The organism is Chryseobacterium daecheongense (assembly GCF_003729955.1).
In the GTDB taxonomy this organism is placed as follows: Bacteria; Bacteroidota; Bacteroidia; order Flavobacteriales; family Weeksellaceae; genus Chryseobacterium; species Chryseobacterium daecheongense.
Genome location: NZ_RJTX01000001.1, coordinates 1,172,857 through 1,194,437 on the forward strand (window position 1 = coordinate 1,172,857; position 21,581 = coordinate 1,194,437).

The following is a 21,581-nucleotide window of genomic DNA, read 5'->3' on the forward strand; positions in this document are numbered from 1 at the left end:
CGTTTTAAGTTTTGAATGTAAAATAGTTATCAATATACATTGAACAATGAAACAGATAAAAAAGTGACCAATTTCCTGATCACCTTTTAAAATATTTCTCCAACTTATTGCTTTGTTAAAATTATTTTCTTTCCACTAGGCATTACGGTTTTATAAGCATTGGAGCAACTTGCAATAATATCCCGATCCTGAACAAATACCAATTCCATCTGAGTTAGATTAGTAGGGTCTGGAAATGATACATATACATATCCTTTATCATTGCAGTCCGCATTTCCAGAATAATATAGTTGATATTTTTTTAAATTCTCATCAAAATAGAAGCCACTAAAGCTAGTATTATCATCTGTGACACTAAGAGTATTTAATAGTTCTTGTCCAGTAGAAGATTTAATTAAAAGACGCCCTTTTAAAACATCCCAATACTTTCCAAATGTATAATCATTTTCTTTTTTGGTGAAATGCAACTCATAACTTCTACCATCACTATATGTTCCTTTCCATGTTCCTACAAATTTATTTAATCTGTTATTAGTATCTTTAAGATAAACATAATCGGGGCAATTTTTTGTAGGCTTGCATTGTGATAATTGGTCTAGTGATATTGTTTGAGCTTTACAAGAAAGAATTCCCAGCATAAAAAGCGTATAAATTATTTTATTTTTCATCATTTTTAAAATTATTAGTTAGGACATTCAGAGTCTGAAACTCCTGTTTTATCGGCATTTAATGTTTTTGCTGTGAAAGAACCATCGTTGTTCATTTTTACAAGGCTTACACCTTTTACATACATTTGCTCATCCATAAATTTCAGAAAATTTAGTTCATCTGATTTTGTATCATTTACTTGAAAATACTTTATATACATTTCATTATATTGTTGTTTTGTATTCGCATATACCGTTTTAATTTGGTTTATATTACCTGTAAAACGAAGCTGGTAAGTTCCTGTTCCGGAAACCATCACTGCATAGATATTATCCAAAGGTATACCATTTTGCTGGGCAAGTGCCACTAATTGGTTAAAGTAAATAACATCTGCCGGAGAAAATATTTTGAAACCAATGTGCATCATACCATCATCATCTGTATAATCATTAACGTGGGTATGCAAAAAGCCAAGCATATCTGCTGTAGGATTTCCCAATGTTAAGGAATTTGCATTTTCTGAAGACGAAGCAACGTTTTTATATTCAAAGGTTCCGTTAGTTTTCTCCACATATCCTGTTTCGCCTGTTAAGCCTAGCTTACCTAATAAATCCGTTATCTTACTTTTAAATTCCGGCTTGGCATTCTGGCTTTTAAGCTTTTCGCATGGAGGAAGGTTTGGCGGGTTATTAGGATCGGTAGTACTTCCACTTCCGCCACCGCCACCATAATCAAATCCGCCACTGCTGCCTCCTTCATTAAAGTCCGGATTGCTGTAATCCTGATAAGAATAGCAGTTCTGGTAAGAATAAGACTCCCAATGTCCGCTTCCCCAATAATCATTTTCATTATCCGGAAACCAAACCGAGTAAAAGTTTGTGACACAGATTGAGCCTTTCTGTGCAGATGAAGAATTGTTTTTGTTAGTTTCCGTCTTATGGCGGGTATACTTGCCAAATAACATTTTATCGAAGAAAACAATATTTCCCGGTGTATTGTCATATTTAAAGTAAACCTTTTTGTCAAATCTTGCGCAGGAAAGCGTACTTACTACTTTATTGTTTTCTACAATGGGAACTACCAGAAAGGTTTCGTCATACCTTCCCATACTCATAGCATACTCCCACTTTGGAATCCCGCTCATTCTTTTGATCTCAGATTCATGCTCAGCGTAAATTTTGATAACGTTTTTAATGTATTTTTCATCTTCTTTCCAGAAGCTCTTGGAACTATATACTTCTGAAACCGGATTTTCAGAGGAATACACTTCGTCGTGTACGCAGGAATACACGGTAAACAGGAAGGCTATTAACAGAAATAGCCTGAGATAATTTTTTCTCATAGTCATGTTGTGTTTTAAAAGTTAAATATAATTCTTTTTCCTTATTTCCCCCATATGGGAAATTATTTTTTGACAAATATATAAGAAAAAAATAAATTATGGCAAAAATGCCACATTTTTTTCTTTATATATTCTCAATCTTTGTTCTGTGAAAGCAAGCATAAATAAAGATTTCATTATATTATTTGGAAAAAATCTAAGAAGGATAAGAGAGTCCAAAAATATGAGTATGCAAACTCTTGCTGACTCAATTAATGTTGAATATTCACAAATAAGCCGTATTGAAAGAGGCCTGATAAATACATCTATTGGCATTACATACGAGCTTGCCAAAGCATTAGAAATAGATATCAAAGAACTTTTTGATTTTCCTATAAAATAAAAACGCTCCCAATTGAGAGCGTTTTTTATTTTTTATTTATCATACTGATTAGGGTGCTGTGCTTTAATATCATCCACCGTTCCCAATACTTTATCTTTTAATGAGTCCTGATATTTTTGAAGCTGTTCTGCCACTTGAGGATCACTGCTTCCTAAAATTTTTGCGGCTAAAATCCCTGCATTCAAAGCCCCGTTCAAGGCAACAGTTGCTACTGGAATTCCTCCCGGCATCTGAAGAATGGAAAGTACAGAATCCCAACCATCAATGGAATTACTAGATAAGATCGGAACACCAATTACAGGCAAAGTGGTACAGCTGGCCACCATTCCCGGAAGATGCGCCGCTCCTCCTGCTCCGGCAATAATTACTTTCAGTCCTCTTTCCTGAGCTGTTTTTGCATAATCAAACATTCTTTCCGGTGTTCTGTGTGCGGAAACTACTGTAAGCTCGTATGGAATGTTCAAGCTTTTTAAAAATCCAGCCGCCTGTTCCATAATCGGTAAGTCGCTTTGACTTCCCATAATAATTCCTACCATTTTTACTATGTATTAGAAGTCCAAAGATAAAGAATTAAAGTCTTTTTTGAAAGCCGTTTTTTGAATCATGCTATCAACTTATCATGGCATAATAGTTTATTTTAAGAGTGAGTTAAACAGTGTTAAATTCATTGATCCTTTCCAATTTTTTTACAACATTTGTTCTACTAACATCAAATTCTAAACAAATGAAAAATCTGAAAAAACTTCAAAAAGACGAGCTAAAAAAAATTGTAGGCGGCATCAACTGCACTGGAGGCCAGCTTTGCTACAGAAATGGCAAATGGGTCTGTGTAGCGTATGATACATGCGGTGGATGGCAAATCTAAAATTAAAGAGTACACAGATGTACTCTTTTTTTATGATGCAAAATCAACAATAGTTTTTATAAATAGAGCTTCCCGTCCTTTTCGGTAAAGATTGAATATCTTTGCTCTACCATTTCATCAATATTTTGAAAGATTACAAACTTACTTTCGCCATCCTCACCGTAGCTATTGTCTGGGGAACTACATTTTTATCTATCCGAATTGCAGTAGAAACAATTCCTGCCTGGTTTGTGGCCGGGATCCGTCAGTTTCTTGCTGCCATCATTATGTTTTTTGTTTTGATTTACCGGGGACAATTTAAATGGATCGGATGGCAGAATTTGGGATACCAGATCGTTTTTTCCTTGTTGATGCTGATCATTGCTAATGGGATGACCACCGTAGCTGAAGAAACGGTAACAAGCAGCCTGACTTCTCTTATCAGTGCCTGTTCGCCTATTCTGATATTTCTGGGGAGTGTGGGTTTGGGTCTGCAAAAATTCAGTTTTAAGGCATTAATAGGTGTCATGATGTGCTTTAGTGGAATACTTTTTATCTTCTGGGACGGGATCCATGATTTACAAAATCCGGATTATGCGATGGGAATCTTTTACCTTTTCATAGCAATTGCAGGATGGGCCTCCGGAACTATTTATACCAAAAAACTGAATCTACAGGCAGGTAATATTTCTTTAAACCTGTTTTATCAGTTTGCTTTTGCAGGAATTGTGCAGATTATCTTTGCCTTTCTTTTCTCAGACAATTATAATTTCGGGAACTGGAGTCTCAGAAGTGTTTCTGCAATGCTTTATCTGGCTGTTTTTGGATCTGTGGCGGCTTTTTTTGCTTATCATTATGCTTTAACCAAAGTTTCTCCTGTACAAGTTTCCATTTTAGCCTATATCAATACCATTATCTCTATATTTTTAAGCTGGCTGATCCTGGATGAATATATTTCTTTCAAGTTTATCCTGGCTGCCATTTTAATTATTCTGGGAGTGTTTATCATTAATTACAATCCGGAGATGTTTAAAAAGCAGAGGGTTGAGTCATAATAAAAAAAGACCACTTTCGCGGTCTTTTATATTTATTCAGCGATCACTCGCACCATTTCTTTCACTTTAATCAGCTTCTCCATCAATTCTTCTCTGGAATCTGCAAGTACATTGATGTGCCCCATTTTTCTACCCGGCTTGGTTTCTGTTTTTCCATATAAGTGGACATAGGTTTTCGGAAGTTTTAAAACATCTTCCATCCCTTCATACACAACTTTTCCCGCATATCCTTCTGCTCCCACCAGATTCAGCATTCCGCTGTAAGTTATGGTATCCGTATCTGCCAAAGGAAGATTTTTTACCACCCTGTACATCTGCTCAAACTGAGAATTGGCATTTCCTTCCTGGCTTTGATGACCGGAGTTGTGTAGTCTCGGAGCCGTTTCATTTACCCATACTTTTCCTTCCCTGTCAAGGAATAACTCAATCGCAAAAAGTCCCGGGGAATGGATTGCATTCAGGAATTTTTCTGTAATGGAGTCAATTTGTTTCTGAATATCTTCTGACAGGAAAACGGGGCAAATATTGAAGTCTAACAGGTTCAATTTCGGGTCTGCAACCATTTCAGTTACCGGAAATGTTTTAGTTTCCCCACTTTCATTTCGGGCCACGATAACAGAAAGTTCTTTATCAATATCTACCAGACTTTCAATAACAGAAGGTTCCGTCCATAAATGTTGATAATCTTCCTCCGTTCTGATGACCTGTACTCCTTTTCCGTCATACCCGCCTGTATTCATTTTCTGAACAAAGGGAAGTGGCATAATGATCTTCTCATCACGGTTCCAAACCACCTGGAATTCCGGACTCGGAATATCATTCACTTTATAGAATTCTTTCTGAAGAATTTTTTGTTGAATGGTTTTAATAATATTGGAATTCGGAACTACTTTGATGCCCTGGTTTTCAAGTTCAGCCAAAGCATCTGCATTCACATGCTCAATTTCTATGGTAACCACATCTTTATCCTTACCGAAATTCAGAACCGTTTCATAATCATTGAAATTTCCCTGGGTAAAGTAAGAGATGTTATGGCATGGTGCATCAGAGGCGGGATCGAGTGTATAAAACTGGTCATCATATTTCAATGCGCTTTGTATCAGCATTCTTCCCAGCTGTCCGCCTCCTAAAATTCCTATTTTCATTTTTATTTCTTAGATTTATTTTAAATTTTATCGATCTTCAGGTATCCTAATCCCATTGGATTTTCCTGATTTTTCTCATCGGATCTTTCCAAAATAATGGAATATTTCTCTTTCATAGCTTGAGGCAGAATATCATTGACATTGAAAATATCATCAATATCCACTCCATGCTTATCATCAATATGGCTGACTGCATTTTCAAATCCCATTGTTTTGTAAAACTCGGTCTCCTTTACTTTTTTTACCACCTCTCCCATTGAGCTTCCTGCCATCAGATGCTGTTCATGAAATTCTTCAAAATATCCTTTTTTATAGCCTCCTAAATTGATAAAGTATAACTGATTTTCGGAAATTGCATCTGTTTTCTCAACGATTTTCACTTCATATCCGTCCGCAAACCTTACTTCCTGATAGCAATCTATATGAATTTTGCCATCCGCTTCTTTCCAGAAATCCTTCATATGCGGAACCAGTTCTTTCAGGTTTTCGGCAATCCCGAAAAATACATCATGCTGTTCAATATTTCTTCCTGTTGGGGTTGCGCCCAGAATAATATAGAATAATTTCATATCACTTTTTATGCTTGCAAAAATACGTCAAAATTATCTTTTTTTAAAGTTTGGCAGAGAACGTCAAATAGTTTTATATTTGTAACATGTCAGAAATCATTATTCTCTTTCTCGGAGCAGTTTCGGCCGGACTTTTGGGTTCACTTACCGGTTTAGGAGGAGGAGTTATCATTATTCCTTTATTAACACTGGGTTATGGTGTTCCTATGCATTATGCCATCGGAGCTTCATTAATTTCCGTGATCGGAACTTCTTCCGGTGCTGCTGTTGCATTCGTTAAAGAAGGCTTCACCAATATGCGGATCGGAATGTTCCTGGAAATTGCCACTACTGCAGGAGCTATTGTGGGTGCATTGGTTTCCGGGATGCTGAATCCTAATACCATCGGGATTATTTTTGCCAGTATTCTTCTTCTGACAGTTATTTTAAATCTTAAAGGAAAACCTGATCATCAGGAACCACTTATTCAAGGAAGCCTTGAAGAAAAACTGAAATTATATGGAACTTTTCCTGATAAAGGAGGGGTTATTAAAAAATATTCTGCAAGAAATACTGTTCCTGGATTTTTAATGATGATGTTTGCCGGTGCGATGTCCGGACTTTTAGGAATCGGGTCTGGTGCTCTGAAGGTTCTTGCAATGGATAATATGATGAAACTTCCTTTCAAAGTTTCTACAACTACCAGTAATTTCATGATTGGTGTAACGGCTGTTGCCGGAGCATTGATCTATTTCCAAAGAGGGGAAATCATTCCGGTCATTGTGGCTCCGGTACTGATTGGTGTTGTTGTGGGAAGCTTTATTGGCTCCAAGACTTTAATGGTTTCCAAAACCAAAAAGCTGAAAACATTCTTCGCAATCGTAATCACTATTTTGTCTATTTATATGATGTATAACGGGATAAACCAGAGTTTCAGATGAGAAAGAACTTCACCGATATCGACCTGAACCGTTCCGTTGGAAATCTTTTAAGACTGGGCGTTATTTTATCCGTGATTACTTCACTGATCGGGTTTATCAAGCTTTTCCTGGAAGGCTTTAAAATGCCTAAAAATTATTCTGCATTTGATATAGGCACTTCTTCAGAAAAAGTATGGGGGCATTTCTGGAATTCTCTATGTAAAGGAGAAGGAATGGCCATCATTCAGCTGGGAATCCTTTTATTGATTTTTACCCCATTGATGAGAATCGTTTTTGCCTTAATCGGCTATCTGAAAGAGAAAGATTATAAGTATGTGCTTATTTCATCCATTGTACTGGTGATCATGGCGATCAGCTTCTTCACCGGATATGCCCATTAATTCTACACCGCATAAGATTCATAAAATTCCAATGGCAATTGGTCCGGATCCTGAGTAAAGAAAAATTCTTTGCCGGTGAATTCATCCAATCTGATTTCTTCACAGTTCAAACCTTTCTCCATTAATTCCTGTCTTTTTTCGCTGATATTTTCCACAGAAAAAGCAAGATGCCGTAAGCCGCATGCTTCGGGATGCGAAGGTCTTTTCGGAGGATCAGGGAATGAGAATAGTTCAATAACGTAATGATCTCCGATGGCAAGATCAAGCTTATAGGATTTTCTTTCTTCACGATACACTTCACGGATAATATTCAATCCTAAAATCTCCGTATAAAACTTTTTCGACACCTGATAATCTGAACAGATGATGGCTATATGATGAATTTTCATTTTTATTTTGTTTCTCTGCAGTTTTCCTTTCTTCTTGTATCAATTAAGTATTGGATTTTCCATTCTCCATTTTGTTTTACCAATTGGAAACTATTAGCACCACAATGCAGAAATTTTCCTTTATAGTAAAACTGATAAGGTGTAAAAACGCTTGCCAGGTTACCGTCTGTATGGATGCCTTCAATTGTTATTCTTTCATCCAGGTCATTTTTTGAAACTTTAGAAATGCTGGTAATAAAATCCTGAACATTATCGGTTTTCACTGTTCCTTCTTTTGTGATGGTCTGGAAAATAGCATTTTCAACAAAAACAGACTGCAAAAGTTCCGGATCTGCATTTTTCATGGCCAGAAAAAGATTTCTGATGGGTTTTTCCACATCTTGATTCTGAGTTTGCTGTCCGAAGCAAAAGGTACTGAACAGTACGATGAGTGAGGCAATTTTATTCATTGTTTCCCTTTATATGACTGAATAAAAATAGAAAAAATTTGATTCAAATCCTTTATAAATTTAACAAAGTTTAAAGAAGAAGTCATTGGACTTTTACAGAATTAATTTATTTTTATCTATTCAGATTGTAAAAAAGTATGTGGGCTATTTATTTATTTTTGACGATATTATTACTGCTTTTAACGATATTACCTAAGATCCAGCATTCCCACTGGATATTCCGTGTTCCGGAGTTCGGGAAGATACAGATCACTTATTTTATTGGAATTACATTTATTTTGGGGCTTTTGATTGACGGCTCTGAAAATCTGTGGTATTATCAGGGACTTTTAATGGTAATGTTAGTACACCATGGTGTTACTCTTATTAAGTATACTCCCCTTTATCCTGTGAAAACATATTCAAAAACACCGATCTTCTGAACACATTCATTTTATTTCTGCCAATGTGTACCAGTTCAACAAAGAATATCACAGATTTATTGATCTTGTAGACAAATATCATCCGGAAATGTTTCTGACAATGGAAAGTAATAGTGATTGGGAAGAGTCACTGCGAACACTGGAGAAAGATTACCCTTTTCAGCATAAAGTAACCCTGGAAAACACTTATGGTATGCATTTTTACTCTAAAATTGAGATTATGGATGCCAAAACCCATTATTTTGTTGCCGATGATATTCCCAGCATCGAAATCCACCTGAAGACAAAAGATGGCTTTTCTTTCGTCTTTTTCGGGGTTCATCCGCCGCCGCCAAGTCCAACTGAGGAAGAAACTTCAAAGGAAAGAGATGGTGATCTGCTGAGTACGGCAAAACGGGTAAAAGACTTTCATAAACCGGTAATTGTTGTTGGGGACTTCAATAATGTAGCCTGGTCTAAATCTTCTGTTTTGTTCAGAAAAGTGAGCCATTTAATTGATCCCAGGATCGGGCGTTCATTTGTTTCCACTTTCCACGCCAAATATCGTTTATTGAGATTCCCCATTGATCTGATGTTCCATAGTGAGGATATTTTCATTGATAAACTTACAACGTTGGAAAACTTTGGTTCTGATCATCTTCCTGTGTATTGCGAATTTTTTATTGATCATCACAATGACGCCCAGGAAGAAAGAGTGGAAAAAGCAACTTCAGAAGAAAAAGCCGAAGCTGAAGAGATGATACAGGAAGGAAAAGAAGAGGACGGAAACAGAGATACGGTGGCTACTGAATAATTTACTGGTGAATAAAAAGAACAGGCTTTAGCCCGCTCTTCACTATTTTTAAAATTTCATGATGTCCTTCACTACCCCATTTTTCTGAGTGTGTGGTAATAGTTCAGCTTCAATAAAGGTTCTAATTTTTTCTTCAGAACCATCATTCGGGAAAAGGAGATGAACGTTTGCCCCTGCATCTAAAGTGAAGAATAAAGGTAATTCTGTTTCTCTTCTGAAATCCCATATCTTATTGATCACTTCCAGCGTTCCGGTTTTCATCAGGATAAATGCAGGATCACTCATCATCATCATAGCATGAAGTGTAAGCGCTTCGTGTTCCACTAATTTAATGAAGCTTTTTAGATCCCCCGCTTTGAAAATTTTTTTCATTGGAACAAAATTCTCCCTGGCTTCCTGGAATCTTCTTTCCGCATACGGATTGGTCTTCATCAAACCATGTCCCACAGTTGAAGAAACACTTTTCTGCCCTTCGTGGATCAGTAGAACCCAATCATTGAAATCTTTGAAAACTTCATGAATTTCGGAGTCCGGGTATTTTACGGCAAACAGATCAGAGCTTCCTTCTACCTCATCAGATTCTCCCCAAACTACTAATCCGTTGTATAAGCTTCTGCATGCACTTCCGCTTCCCAATCTTGCTAAAAAAGATGCTTTTTTCAAAGATTCTTCTTCAGATAATTTTCCAGAAAACATTTCATCTAAGCTCATCAGACATTTTGCAATAGCTCCGAAACCTGAAGCTGAACTGGCAATTCCTGAGCTGTGAGGGAACGTATTTTCGGTTCTGATGATATATTTTCCTTTTAAAATCCAGGGTAAATATTGCTCAATATTTCTGAAGTATTTTTCAATTTTCTCTGCGAATTTCATTTCTTCGTTTCCTGCTAAAAAAGTTTGCACGGAAAAGGATTCATCCGCCAAAAATTCCATTGTCGTATTGGTTTTACAATGGTTCAATGTATAGCTTATGCTTGGGTTTGCCGGAATCTGGTTATCATATTTTCCCCAATATTTGATCAGGGCAATATTTGACGGGCAGCTTTTAGAAACGGTTCGTGTACTTATATTAAAATTTGGATTTCCCAGAAATTCTTGTGTTGTCATAATTTAATTAAATATCATTTACATCCTTAATCACTTCATTTGTAAACTTAATGGTTCAATTCTAAACATTAAGAGATTCCTCCTTTCGTCGGAATGACCATTAATACATTTTCTCAATAAGATCTGCATATTTTTTCAGAACTACATTTCTCTTTACTTTCAGCGTTGGAGTGATTTCCCCGGTGTTAATTTCAAATTCAGCAGGCATCAACGTAAACTTCTTCACTTTCTCATAGTCTGAAAGATGGTCCTGTAATTCTTTGATTTTCTCTTTATAAAAGCTGATTACCTCGTCTTTTTTCACCGCTTCTTCCCAATTGTTGAATGGAATATTATTTTTCTTCAGATACTCTCTTAAAAACTCAAAATTAGGGACAATCAGGGCAGAAACAAATTGTCTTCCTTCTGCAATCAGGACGATCTGTTGGATGAAGTTATTATTGGTCAGAAGATTTTCGATCTGTTGCGGGGCAATATATTTTCCGTTGGATGTTTTCATCAGGTCTTTGATCCTGTCTGTAATGATCAGATTTCCTTTTTCGTCAAATTTCCCTGCATCTCCGGTTTTAAACCAACCGTCTTCCGTGAATACCGCTTTTGTATCTTCCGGTCTGTTGTAATATCCTTTCATGATGCCGTTTCCTCTGGCTTGTATCTCATCATTTTCTCCGATACGGATTTCAACGCCGGGTAATGGTTTGCCGCTGGTTCCATGTTCAAAATGCGTTAATGGGAAAAGAGTTAGCGTTGCGGTTGTTTCCGTTAAGCCATATCCAACCGTTATATGAATTCCGACAGATTCGAAGAATCGGGTAACTTCGGGAGATAATGAGGCACCTCCACAAGGTAAAAACCAAAGTCTTCCACCCATTTTTTCTTTAATTTTACTGAAAACCAACAGGTCTGCAAGAAATTCTTTGCATTGTAATCCAAAGGGGATCGAAAGCTCATTTCTTCTTAATTCTGCGGTTTGCTTTCCGACCTCTGTAGCCCAGTTAAAGATTTTTTTCTTTACTGATGAGCCTTCTTCTGCCTTTTCCAGGACTCCTGCATATACTTTCTGGAAAAACCTCGGAACCGCACACATCATGGTAGGCTTTACTTCCTCCAATGTTTTGGCTATATTCTTTGGGTCCTCTAAAAAATACACTCTTGCCCCACCGCCTAGACAAAGTAAACTCCAGCTTCTTTCAAAAACATGACTTAAAGGTAAAAATGCCAATGAGAGCTCTTCTTCAAAGTTTTTAAATTTAAAAAACTCAAAATGAGCATCAAAGGCTTTTAGGAAATTTCCATGAGTAAGCATCACTCCTTTTGGAGTTCCGGTAGTTCCGGATGTATAAATTAAAGTTGCTACATCCTCTTCATTTCTTTCACATATTTCAAATTCTGAAGAAGATTTGGCAATAAAGTCTTCCAGATAATGGCTGCTGAACTCTTTTTTGATCCAGACCGCTTTTTTGGAAACGATAATAGACTGCAGGCTGCTTCCTTTTTTCAAAATGTCAAGACAAGCATCATATTGAGCCTGATCTCCGACTAAGATTGTTTTAGCCTGGGAATCATTAATGATATATTCCGCCTGTTCTGCATTATTGGTAGAGTAAATGGGAACCGTAATGGCCCCAAGCGCCATTGATGCTAAATCAAAAATCATCCATTCTGCAGAGTTATCTGAATAAATGGCTACTTTATCATTTTCCTGAATTCCTGCTTCTTTCAATGCATTGGCGGTCTTACCTACAATTTCACCGAATTTCTTCCAGCTTAATTCTTTCCAGCTTTCTTTCTTCTTAAAACCAATGGCCGATTTTGTAGGATGTTTCTCTACATTTCTGCTAATGATTGCCTCTACAAGATTCATTTATTTATTCAGCTTTTTATCGTTAATATAATTGGTAAGGTGGAATTCAACGCTTTCCTCTACAGGAATGAACTGATAATCCAGCCTTTCTTTAACTTTTTGATTGGAGATGGTGTTGAATGATGATACGGATTCTATATTGGATTTGGTGATCATCTGAAGTTTGGGGATCAACCATCCGAATAAGGTATTGGCTAAACGGCCGATATTCAGCTGTGTTCTGGACAGAACTTTCGGGGCTTTCAATCCCAATTTCTTTCTGATCTGCCTTCCTAATTCCAAATATCTTTTATTTTCTGAAACCGCAATGAAGCGTTCTCCGAAAATATTCTTTTCCATTAGCTCTATTGAGATCTTCGCAACGTCTCTTACGTCTACATAGGCAGAGCCTCCTGAAAACGTAAAGCCGTTTTTTTCAAAAATCTGAAAAATTTCACCGCTGCTTTGTCCCCATCTTCCGCTTGCCAAAATCATTCCCGGATTCACGATAGCTACATTCAAGCCTTCAGCCGACGCTCTCCATACTTCCATCTCAGCCAAATGTTTGGAGATGGCATAGGCAGAGTGTTCTTCTTTAGGATTAAAATCTGAGCCTTCATCCAGCTCTCCTTTTTCGTTATAGAGGTCTAAAACGGCAACAGTACTGATGTGCAACAACTTTTTCACGGACGAGTTTTCTACCGCATACAGCAGATTCTTCGTCCCTTCCGTATTGGTATGATACATTTCCTTATCATCTTTCGGGTCAAATCCTACTTTGGCCGCACAGTGATAGATCTCTTCCACTCCCTGAAGTGCTTCCTGTAAAGATAGAATGTCATCAAAATCCACATCTACCCATTCTATGGCATTGAAATATACTTCGGGGGTTCCCGTATAAAATCTATACGAGTTTTTCACCTCTTCCAAATCACTTGCTGGCCTTTTGGAAGCACGAACGCTTTTTCCCTGTTTAAGGAGCTCCAAAGCTACTACTCTACCCAAAAGTCCGGTTGCACCCGTTACAAAAACCATCAATTATTTTTTAAACCTGATTGTTGACTAAATTATGACATTATTTTTTATTCAGCAATCCTTCAAAAACAGTGAATGGTTGCTTCTGCAAAGTTGCGATTTTTAATGCAGAATCCCCACAAAAGTCATAAAAGTTTTAAACCATAACTCTGTTATTTCTTCTTGGAGCTTTATCACATAAAACATCCGCAATGCTTTTGGAAATCAGGTTATCTTCTGTAAGGTTATCAAGCCAGAAGAACTCTCCTGCCGCATTGATCTCTATGAAATAGTATTCATTTTCGGGAGAAACAATCATATCTATTGCTCCATAATCTACATGGTAGGTATCCAGAAGCTCAAGAATCTTGGATTCAACCTCAGCAGGAAGTTCTGTTCTCACCCATTTATCAATTAGGTTGATGCCGTCTTTCCTCCAGTCTACCTTGGCATCATCAAACTGTTGAGAATCCACTTCAAATGCATAGATGTCTTCTCCTACCACGGTAATTCTCAATTCTTTTTTCTTTTCGATCTTTTTTTGAAACTGCATTGGGCAGTATACCAGAGAATCCAGCTCTTCCAGATTTTCTTCTTTGATCACATTGGTAAATACCACATTTTCTATTCCATCTTCATAAATGGCAAAACCTGTTTGCATTTTACCGATCACATTTTTATGGGCAAGGATGAACTTTTTGGCTTCATCCGGATTATTGGTGATGCATGTTTCCGGAATTGTAAATCCTATTTTACTGGCAATTTTCAATTGCTCTTCCTTACTGTCCAATCTTCTGTAAACACTTGGTTTTCCTAAAGAGTATGCATCAATGGATTCCAAAAAGCCGAAAAGGGTATTTCTGACCTCGCCCATTGCGGCGCCAAAAAATTTAGGTTCCAATTCTTCTTTTAAACCGTTTCCGATATTATAGGCTCTTCTGTACCACACTGCAGTGATATCATCTAGACGATATTTGTTTTCAGGTGTTTCAAGTATAGTTTTCCATTCGCCATTTTGGAAAACGGTGGATAATTTATTCTGAAGCGGATACAGGTCTACGTCAAAACGTATCACTTCGAAACCATTTTTCTTAATATATTCTGTTACTTTTTCAATGGAAAAGTTATCCTGTGTATGGGTAATAATTAATATTGTTTTGTTCATTGGTCTATATTCTTTTGATAAGGTTATCTGCTATTTTTTCTGCGATCGGGAATCCTAAATCTTTTTGCAGCATTCCCCACTCTCCCTGTGGGTTCACTTCCAGGAAATAATAGTTACCGTCTTTTCCTTTGATCATGTCTATAGCTCCGAAAAAGAGGCCCATTTCTTTCATCATGGAAGTTAAATTATTCCTGATCTCCACCGGAAGCTCATAAGATGTCCAAAATAAATGTTCCTGGTTGATACGCCAGTCTGCCATTCCACTGCTATTGATCTTTCCCGTGAAAAATTCCCCGTCAACATAAACAATTCTTAATTCATATTCTTTGTCAATATAAGGCTGGAAAATCATTGGACAATAGGCAATATCCGAAATAAATTCCAGGCTGTCTTCTTCTATAATAGTCGTTGATAAGAAATTTTCGGCGTCCATAGACTTAGCAAGTGCGCCATGAAGTTTAGCAATTGCTTTTCCATTACAGTGTTCATGAAAAAAGGCTGTTATTTTCTCTTCATCATTGGAAAAAAGAGTTTGCGGGATAAGCAGATGATTTTTTTTGGCTGTTTTTAATTGGTATAACTTATTGGCATCCACCTTTTTTTCATATTCATAAGGATTAATCCAGGGAATATCTTCCAATAAGGTAAAAAGATTATATCTTAAGCTGCCATATTCATTCAGGAAAATTTTCTCATAATTTTCATCCAGATCTTCCGGAACTTTTATCTTCCAGGATTTCCTATGCCAAACTGCTTTTATATCCCGGGAATTGATGGTATTTCCGTCTTCATCTGTCAGCTCAAAAAAATGTTCATTGATACTGATTTTTTGAAAGTGGTTCATACGGTCGGAATTCAGCCTGAAATAAGGAATATTCTGGGAAGAAAGATAGTGAAAGAAAAGATCTATGGTATAAAAGTCCTGAGAATGAGTAATGCAGAGAATCATGGAGAGAGGTTTTATTAAAAAAGGAAACTTAGTGCTTAAGTTTCCTTTTAAATATGATTTTGTTAATATGTTTCTAATATAAACAACTCATCTTATACAGATTGTACTTCTTCATCCCCGTCAGAAGGATATTTCATGGTATGCGCTACATCATAAATCGGTTTTGTAACAGCATCTCTTTCCGGGATGGTAACATCAGTTCCTCCTTTTATTTTTTCAGGATCTTTAAGTTGTTTTTCTAAAAATGATGCGAAAAAAGGCTTTTTCTTTGAATTCTTGTTTTTCATAATTGACAATTTGATTTTGGTGGTTGATTTAAGTTTTTGTTAGTCTACAGCTTCATCACTATCGGATGGATATTTCAGAGTCACATGATCTCCGCCCGGACGTGTTACATTGTCCTGAAGAGCCGAAGTAATGCTATCTTGAAGGGCCGAGGTAACAGAACCCCCTCCCTTTACCTTTTCAGGTTCTTTAACTTGTTTTTCTAAAAACGAAGCAAAGAAAGGTTTTTTTAAATTTTTCTTGTTCATGGTATTTTAGCTTGTAGTTGGAATATCAATGTGTGGCCATGTAATAGTATTTACTCCTCCTTTGATGGTTTGAGGGTCTTTAATTTGTTTTTCTAAAAATGTAGCAAATAATGGCTTTTTTAATTTTTTCTTTTCCATAATACTAATATTTTTAACAATTTGGTTACTCTAAAGTACAAATTATTTAATACACTCAGTTAATAATTCACTGTTTTAAGAAAATTTTAACTTATTTGTAATTATGGAAAAAACAAATTAATCCAAGCCTAAGAATTGCTTGACAATCTGACTAAATTCTACGGGATTATCAGCTTGTACCCAGTGCGCTGCATTTTTTACAACCACAATTTTAGCTTTCGGAAATTGTTGCTTGATGGCAAATTCATCTTGAGGCAGGATATAATTGGATTTTTCTCCGGAGATGAAAAGCGTTGGTCCTTCAAAAACCCCAAACTTAATCGCATTGGAAACAAATTCATTGTATTTTTCGGATAACGTTTTAAGATTGAATCTCCAATTCAGCTTCTTATTGTCGTCCCAATACAGATTTTTAGCTAAAAACTGAATAGTTGATTTCTCAGGAATGTATTGATTCAAAACCGCTTCCACCTCACTTCTTGAGTTCACGGTATTGAAATCCACGCTTTCCAGTGCCTTGATCACCCCCTGATGGTGTGGAGGATATGCCTTTGGTGAAATATCCACCACGATCAGTTTTTCAACTTTTTCCGGATATTTTATCGCAAACTGCATCACTGCTTTTCCGCCCAAAGAGTGTCCTAAAACATGTGCTTTCTGAATTCCATAATGCTCCATATACTGAGCAATATCATTGGCCAGATCATCATGCGTCATGCTATCGGAATGAAAGCTTCTTCCGTGATTTCTTAAATCAATCAAATGAACCGGAAGCAGTTCACCCATATCTTTACCGAAGCTTCCCCAGTTATCCAGCATTCCAAATAGACCATGAAATACCAAAAGTGGAGTTGACGAAAGATTTTCGCCGAATATTTTTGAATGTAGTATTGTATTATCCATATTTTAATTTGAAAATGATGAGAAAAAATCACCTATTGCCTCAAAAAATGCACCTAAATCAAGCCATGATGAGTCTATATCTATATCCGCACCGGAAGCATCAAGAGATGCAAAATCCAGGCTATCCACTGAAATACCACTCAGCATTGCCTGTTTCATTTCAACATAATCACAAACCTCACCTGTACTTTTATGATAGGCATCAAAATCATCATGGGAAGAGAAAACGGACATTGACCAGCAAGAGTAATCCGTTCCGCTATACCATCTGCTTTTTTTGTTGGCTTCTTTGATTTCTTGAGGTTTGTAATATTCTTTTTTACCGTAATCTTCAACAAGAATCTTTCCGATATCCCCGATATACTGTTTTTTATTTTCCGGTAAAGGTGTACAAAATTCACTCATGCCCTACCAAACCGCTAATCTTTTCAAATAAGCCTGCACGGTATTTTCCAACCCCATATATAATGCTTCTGAAATTAAAGCATGCCCAATGGAAACCTCAAGCAAATTCGGAATATTATCCGCAAAATATTTCAAGTTGTCAAGACTTAAATCATGCCCCGCATTAAGCCCTAATCCAAAATCCGCAGCCACAACAGCCGTTTCATAATAAGATTTTATAGCCTGCTCTTTATTAATGGGATAATTTTTGGCATAGGCTTCTGTGTATAATTCAATTCTATCCGTACCCGTTTTTGCTGCGTATTCTACCAACTCTGGCTTCGGATCAAGAAAGATGGATGTACGGATTCCCGCATTTTTAAATTCAGCAATAACTTCTGTAAGAAAATCCAGATGTTTGATGGTATCCCAACCTGCATTGGAAGTAATGGCATCATCTGCATCAGGGACTAAAGTCACCTGCTCCGGTTTTACTTCTAACACCATATCGATAAACGGACGGTGCGGATTTCCTTCAATATTGAATTCCGTGGTTACTATCGGTTTCAGGTCATAGACATCTTTTCTGGTGATATGCCTTTCATCCGGTCTCGGGTGAATGGTGATTCCCTGACCTCCAAATTCCTGAATTTTAATTGCAGCTTCCGTTACACTTGGCATATCGCCTCCTCTCGCATTTCTTAAGGTTGCAATTTTATTAATGTTTACACTTAGTTTTGTCATTTCTTTATATAGAAGTTAGAAATGGGAAGTTAGATGTTAGAATCCAAAGGTTTAATTCTTCTGAGTTCAATGTAGAATAAACCAATTTCTAGTTTCTAATCTCTAACTTCTAATTCTTATTAATTATACTTTTACACTTACCTGCATTACCTGCAGATCAAATTCTTTGGATGCTACCAATAGATGATCGAAAATATCTGCCTGGATCTGTTCAAAATGCTCCCACTTTGAGTCATTCGCAAAACAATAGACTTCCAATGGCAAACCTTGCGGCGTAATTTCCAGTTGACGCACCATCATGGCACCTTCTTTATCTACATCAGGATCATTCTCAATATATCTTTGGGCGTAATACCGGAATACCCCGATGTTGGTAAGCTGGCTTCCGTTGATCACTTTATCTTTGTTGGCAATGCTTTCTTTTTCCTTTTTTATTTCTGTGGTTTTGGCTTCAAGATAATCTGAAATAAGATTAATTCCTTTCAGCCTTTCAATATCTTCATCACTTAAAAATTTAAAAGAATTGATATTAAAATAAATGGATTTTTTAATCCTTCTTGTATTGGATTCAGACATTACCTGAAGGTTTTTGATCTCTGTAGTCAATAAATCATAGGTAGGAATCGTTGAAACCGTTTTGTCGAAATTTAGGATTTTGGTGGTCAGAAGGCTTATATCTAATATGTTTCCTTCAATGCTGTATTTGGGTATGCTGATCCAGTCTCCCACTTTCATGCTTTTGGAGGTAGAAACATGAATTCCCGTTACAAATCCTAAGATCGTATCCCGGAAAACCAACACCAGCACTGCAGTAATTGCTCCTAAGCTTCCTACAATTGTAGTCCCTTTGATTCCAAAAATCACACATATCCCAACAATTGAGAAAAGAAAAATACCCAGAATTCTTACGGTCTCCGAAATGGCATTAAGAGCCATGATTTTGTAGAAATCCTGCTTTATGGTGAAATAATTTCTAAAAGCAGTGAGACCACGATAGAGCATTCCAGCGAAAATGAGAACCATTCCTAAATTTACAGATCTGATAATGAATTTTGTCGTATTCTTCAAAGCTCCTGAAAATATAGACTCATGTATACTTCCTATTATCAGTAGTGCAACTAAATGAGCAATTGAGTTTGTGATTTTAGACTGATAAATAGATTTAATAACCGGATATTTTTCCTGATTTCGGAAAATACGGAAGACACTATTGATAATGAGTTTAAAAACAAAATCAATTATTAGAAAAATCCCACAGAGTAAAATCATTTTAACGATAAGATGAAATACCCATTCAAAGCCAGTTGGAGAAATCTGGCTTATATATTTGTAAAGCGGTTCACTCCACTCTTGCAAAAAATCTTTTGTTTCTTCTAACTTATCATTCATTATAGCAAATTTAGGAAATAAAGAATATATTTCTTAAATAAAGTTAGCAAGTCACATCCGTATAAGGATACATTGTTCCATCACTATCAATCCAATTATTATTTACCCCTATTGTATTTTTTTAATTATCTATGATTAACCTTAATAAAATTAAATATTTGACTAGAAAAATTGATAAATTTCAATAACAAACACAAGCAATACATTGTATTATCCACACATTAATACAAAATAACATATACATTTAATAATTAAAACAATTTTTACTTACATCATTTTTAAATAATTATTATATTTGTTATGCACAAAATAAAAACAAACCATAAAAAATTCAATAATATGAAACAACTCAACTTTTTTCTTATTGCGGCAATGATATTTCTATTCATTGGCTGTAACAGCAACGACACTACTGAGGTCAATGAAACTACCACCCCAGCTACCCCAATGGGCAAAGTATCCGGAAAAGTACTCTCCAAAAATGGTGCAAAAGAGATCGGAGGTGCATTGGTTTTCACATTTGATGAAAATTCCAAAATGTATTACGCCTATTCCGGTGCCAATGGAGAGTTTACATTGGAAGCTCCCGAAGGAGCCCATATAGTCAGTATTCAGACTGGAAATGGTTCCAACTTTAGAACGGAAGTGAATGTCAACATTAAAAAAAATGAAACGACAGTATTGGACAACACGGTTACAAAGCTAAATCAGGTTGCCAATATGGCTTATGTAAAAGGTACTTATGATGATATCGAGAGTATAGTTACCGGATTGGGATATACTTTAACACAGATTACTTATAATGATCTGAAAGTGATGAGTACCATAGCTCAATATGATGTTATTTTCCTGAATTGTGGTTCCAAACCGGGTATTACAGCAGATGATCCGGCGGTTTACAATAATCTTTCCACCTTTGTAAGCAACGGAGGAAGTTTATATGCCTCTGACTGGGCTGTAGCTTATCTTACCGGCGGAGGTTCCAATTCTACGGCTTGCAATATGGCAGGAGGATTTATTCCGGACACTAAATTATGTTCAATAAACACTGGAGTATCTGGAACCATCAATAATACTTCAATTACGGATGTGAATCTTGCGAATGCTTTAGGATTTAATACATTGAATATTCATTTTGATCTGGGTTCATGGCAAAAAATCAATATGTATGATACCACCTTCTGGGATGTCATGGTAAAAAATAACAATGAGGCTTTGATGATCAAAACTAACAAGTACCACGACCCTAATGCAACCCAAGTTGCTATAGGAAACAGCTCTACCAATGGATGGATTACGATCTGCCACAACCCTTCGGGAAGCAATCCTGTCACCATTACTATTCCTCAAAGTTCCTGGGCTGCTCATCAGGCACATGGAGACAGTATGGGTGCATGTAACGGTAGTTCCAATAGCGGAAATATCTTCTATACTGCGTTCCATAATCATGCTTCCGGTAACATCGGAAATTCAGGACTGATTCTTCAATACATTATTCTTAATCTTTAATTTTTAAGATATCAAATATGAAAGAAGGCTTTTTATAAGCCTCTTTTTTTTATCTTGCAGTATAAAATCACTTTATGGATATAGCATTAATCAATATTGTCTGTCTTATTTTATTGCTGCTTGGGATCATCGGAACTTTTCTTCCTATCTTACCGGGGCTGGTTCTGAGTCTTTGCGGTTTACTGATTTATAAATTCGGGACAGATTCGGATCTCTCCATGATCTATATCTGGGTTTTTGGAATTCTTACTGTGATATCTGCTGTTCTTAATTATGTAATTCCAGCTAAAACCAACAGAAAATATGGCGGGACGCGTTGGGGAAGCATCGGTTCCGTTATCGGGACTATTATCGGAATGTTTTTTCCGCCTGTTGGTTTTTTGATCGGGATGTTTGCCGGCGTATTTGTAGGGGAATTGCTTCATGACAGCAAGGACATGAATAAAGCATGGAAATCTACCAAGGGAGCTTTGATAGGATTTATTTACGGAACCGGATTCAGTTTCGTGGTAGGTGTGGCAATGTTTTTGGTAGTAGTATTAGATATGCTTAATATTATTTAAAA

The 21,581-nt window shown here is 36.5% G+C and carries 28 protein-coding genes; 9 read left to right on the forward strand and 19 right to left on the reverse strand.

Annotated elements, in window-relative coordinates; genetic code table 11:
* Window positions 1-104: 104 nt before the first annotated feature.
* Both EGI05_RS05380 and EGI05_RS05385 read right to left on the reverse strand, forming a co-directional pair.
* Complete coding sequence (locus EGI05_RS05380) at window positions 105-671, reverse strand: DUF6705 family protein (protein WP_123262022.1); 567 nt, start codon at window positions 669-671, stop codon at window positions 105-107.
* An 11-nt stretch (window positions 672-682) separates the two neighbouring features.
* Complete coding sequence (locus EGI05_RS05385) at window positions 683-1,990, reverse strand: hypothetical protein (protein ID WP_123262023.1); 1,308 nt, start codon at window positions 1,988-1,990, stop codon at window positions 683-685.
* 148 nt (window positions 1,991-2,138) lie between these two features.
* On the opposite strand from EGI05_RS05385, the gene EGI05_RS05390 reads away from it, so the two are divergent.
* Window positions 2,139-2,372, forward strand: coding sequence for a helix-turn-helix domain-containing protein (locus EGI05_RS05390; protein WP_123262024.1), 234 nt, complete (start codon window positions 2,139-2,141; stop codon window positions 2,370-2,372).
* A 32-nt stretch (window positions 2,373-2,404) separates the two neighbouring features.
* On the opposite strand, the gene purE is transcribed toward EGI05_RS05390, so the two are convergent.
* Window positions 2,405-2,908 (reverse strand): 5-(carboxyamino)imidazole ribonucleotide mutase, encoded by a 504-nt coding sequence (gene purE / locus EGI05_RS05395; RefSeq protein WP_123262025.1) that lies wholly within the window; start codon window positions 2,906-2,908, stop codon window positions 2,405-2,407.
* Between the two features lie 188 nt (window positions 2,909-3,096).
* Here purE and EGI05_RS18250 point away from each other — a divergent pair, with 188 nt between their 5' ends.
* Both EGI05_RS18250 and EGI05_RS05400 read left to right on the forward strand, forming a co-directional pair.
* A complete protein-coding gene (locus EGI05_RS18250) occupies window positions 3,097-3,237 on the forward strand; it encodes a bacteriocin-like protein (RefSeq protein WP_449506040.1) in 141 nt (46 codons plus the stop codon).
* Window positions 3,238-3,362: 125 nt separating this feature from the next.
* Complete coding sequence (locus EGI05_RS05400) at window positions 3,363-4,271, forward strand: DMT family transporter (protein WP_123262026.1); 909 nt, start codon at window positions 3,363-3,365, stop codon at window positions 4,269-4,271.
* Window positions 4,272-4,303: 32 nt separating this feature from the next.
* Here the strand turns inward: EGI05_RS05400 and EGI05_RS05405 are convergent, their stop codons facing one another.
* Complete coding sequence (locus EGI05_RS05405) at window positions 4,304-5,416, reverse strand: 5-(carboxyamino)imidazole ribonucleotide synthase (RefSeq protein WP_123262027.1); 1,113 nt, start codon at window positions 5,414-5,416, stop codon at window positions 4,304-4,306.
* Window positions 5,417-5,436: 20 nt separating this feature from the next.
* Window positions 5,437-5,985, reverse strand: coding sequence for a DUF1543 domain-containing protein (locus EGI05_RS05410; RefSeq protein WP_123262028.1), 549 nt, complete (start codon window positions 5,983-5,985; stop codon window positions 5,437-5,439).
* An 86-nt stretch (window positions 5,986-6,071) separates the two neighbouring features.
* Here EGI05_RS05410 and EGI05_RS05415 point away from each other — a divergent pair, with 86 nt between their 5' ends.
* Together EGI05_RS05415 and EGI05_RS05420 are read left to right on the forward strand one after the other, a co-directional pair.
* On the forward strand, window positions 6,072-6,905 hold the full coding sequence (locus tag EGI05_RS05415) for a sulfite exporter TauE/SafE family protein (RefSeq protein WP_123262029.1): 834 nt from the start codon (window positions 6,072-6,074) through the stop codon (window positions 6,903-6,905).
* A complete protein-coding gene (locus EGI05_RS05420; protein ID WP_123262030.1) occupies window positions 6,902-7,285 on the forward strand; it encodes a DUF1634 domain-containing protein in 384 nt (127 codons plus the stop codon). Before EGI05_RS05415 ends, EGI05_RS05420 begins: the two co-directional genes overlap by 4 nt.
* A gap of 2 nt (window positions 7,286-7,287) precedes the next feature.
* Here EGI05_RS05420 and gloA2 read toward each other — a convergent pair whose 3' ends face one another.
* Both gloA2 and EGI05_RS05430 read right to left on the reverse strand, forming a co-directional pair.
* Window positions 7,288-7,674, reverse strand: coding sequence for an SMU1112c/YaeR family gloxylase I-like metalloprotein (gloA2, locus tag EGI05_RS05425; RefSeq protein ID WP_123262031.1), 387 nt, complete (start codon window positions 7,672-7,674; stop codon window positions 7,288-7,290).
* Between the two features lie 2 nt (window positions 7,675-7,676).
* Window positions 7,677-8,123, reverse strand: a complete 447-nt coding sequence (locus EGI05_RS05430) for a nuclear transport factor 2 family protein (protein ID WP_123262032.1) — start codon at window positions 8,121-8,123, stop codon at window positions 7,677-7,679.
* Window positions 8,124-8,260: 137 nt separating this feature from the next.
* Between EGI05_RS05430 and EGI05_RS18090 the strand changes: the two genes are divergently transcribed.
* Both EGI05_RS18090 and EGI05_RS05435 read left to right on the forward strand, forming a co-directional pair.
* Window positions 8,261-8,545, forward strand: a complete 285-nt coding sequence (locus EGI05_RS18090; protein WP_228428555.1) for a hypothetical protein — start codon at window positions 8,261-8,263, stop codon at window positions 8,543-8,545.
* Window positions 8,546-8,570: 25 nt separating this feature from the next.
* Window positions 8,571-9,338 carry an endonuclease/exonuclease/phosphatase family protein gene (locus EGI05_RS05435; RefSeq protein ID WP_228428556.1) on the forward strand — a complete coding sequence of 256 codons (768 nt, stop codon included), beginning with the start codon at window positions 8,571-8,573 and terminating at the stop codon, window positions 9,336-9,338.
* 48 nt (window positions 9,339-9,386) lie between these two features.
* On the opposite strand, the gene EGI05_RS05440 is transcribed toward EGI05_RS05435, so the two are convergent.
* The 12 genes from EGI05_RS05440 to EGI05_RS05490 all read right to left on the reverse strand — a co-directional run bounded on the left by EGI05_RS05440 (window position 9,387) and on the right by EGI05_RS05490 (window position 19,507).
* Window positions 9,387-10,445: a diphosphomevalonate/mevalonate 3,5-bisphosphate decarboxylase family protein gene (locus EGI05_RS05440; RefSeq protein ID WP_123262033.1), complete on the reverse strand. Its 1,059-nt coding sequence runs from the start codon at window positions 10,443-10,445 to the stop codon at window positions 9,387-9,389.
* 100 nt (window positions 10,446-10,545) lie between these two features.
* On the reverse strand, window positions 10,546-12,309 hold the full coding sequence (locus EGI05_RS05445; RefSeq protein ID WP_123262034.1) for an AMP-dependent synthetase/ligase: 1,764 nt from the start codon (window positions 12,307-12,309) through the stop codon (window positions 10,546-10,548).
* Window positions 12,310-13,323: an NAD-dependent epimerase/dehydratase family protein gene (locus EGI05_RS05450; protein ID WP_123262035.1), complete on the reverse strand. Its 1,014-nt coding sequence runs from the start codon at window positions 13,321-13,323 to the stop codon at window positions 12,310-12,312.
* Window positions 13,324-13,459: 136 nt separating this feature from the next.
* Window positions 13,460-14,467 carry an MvdC/MvdD family ATP grasp protein gene (locus EGI05_RS05455; protein ID WP_123262036.1) on the reverse strand — a complete coding sequence of 336 codons (1,008 nt, stop codon included), beginning with the start codon at window positions 14,465-14,467 and terminating at the stop codon, window positions 13,460-13,462.
* A 4-nt stretch (window positions 14,468-14,471) separates the two neighbouring features.
* Entirely contained in the window at window positions 14,472-15,416 is a 945-nt protein-coding gene (locus EGI05_RS05460; protein ID WP_123262037.1) for an MvdC/MvdD family ATP grasp protein, read from the reverse strand.
* Between the two features lie 92 nt (window positions 15,417-15,508).
* A complete protein-coding gene (locus tag EGI05_RS05465) occupies window positions 15,509-15,703 on the reverse strand; it encodes a microviridin/marinostatin family tricyclic proteinase inhibitor (protein WP_123262038.1) in 195 nt (64 codons plus the stop codon).
* Window positions 15,704-15,742: 39 nt separating this feature from the next.
* Window positions 15,743-15,949, reverse strand: coding sequence for a microviridin/marinostatin family tricyclic proteinase inhibitor (locus EGI05_RS05470; RefSeq protein WP_123262039.1), 207 nt, complete (start codon window positions 15,947-15,949; stop codon window positions 15,743-15,745).
* Between the two features lie 6 nt (window positions 15,950-15,955).
* Window positions 15,956-16,087 (reverse strand): microviridin/marinostatin family tricyclic proteinase inhibitor, encoded by a 132-nt coding sequence (locus tag EGI05_RS17890; protein ID WP_134197351.1) that lies wholly within the window; start codon window positions 16,085-16,087, stop codon window positions 15,956-15,958.
* Between the two features lie 117 nt (window positions 16,088-16,204).
* Complete coding sequence (locus EGI05_RS05475; protein ID WP_123262040.1) at window positions 16,205-16,990, reverse strand: alpha/beta fold hydrolase; 786 nt, start codon at window positions 16,988-16,990, stop codon at window positions 16,205-16,207.
* A gap of 3 nt (window positions 16,991-16,993) precedes the next feature.
* Window positions 16,994-17,395 (reverse strand): hypothetical protein, encoded by a 402-nt coding sequence (locus EGI05_RS05480; RefSeq protein ID WP_123262041.1) that lies wholly within the window; start codon window positions 17,393-17,395, stop codon window positions 16,994-16,996.
* 3 nt (window positions 17,396-17,398) lie between these two features.
* Complete coding sequence (locus tag EGI05_RS05485; RefSeq protein WP_123262042.1) at window positions 17,399-18,118, reverse strand: pyridoxine 5'-phosphate synthase; 720 nt, start codon at window positions 18,116-18,118, stop codon at window positions 17,399-17,401.
* Window positions 18,119-18,241: 123 nt separating this feature from the next.
* Window positions 18,242-19,507: a mechanosensitive ion channel family protein gene (locus EGI05_RS05490; protein WP_123262043.1), complete on the reverse strand. Its 1,266-nt coding sequence runs from the start codon at window positions 19,505-19,507 to the stop codon at window positions 18,242-18,244.
* 339 nt (window positions 19,508-19,846) lie between these two features.
* Between EGI05_RS05490 and EGI05_RS05495 the strand changes: the two genes are divergently transcribed.
* Entirely contained in the window at window positions 19,847-21,016 is a 1,170-nt protein-coding gene (locus tag EGI05_RS05495; RefSeq protein ID WP_134197349.1) for a hypothetical protein, read from the forward strand.
* Window positions 21,017-21,090: 74 nt separating this feature from the next.
* Window positions 21,091-21,579 (forward strand): DUF456 domain-containing protein, encoded by a 489-nt coding sequence (locus tag EGI05_RS05500; RefSeq protein ID WP_123262045.1) that lies wholly within the window; start codon window positions 21,091-21,093, stop codon window positions 21,577-21,579.
* The last annotated feature ends 2 nt before the right edge of the window (window positions 21,580-21,581 follow it).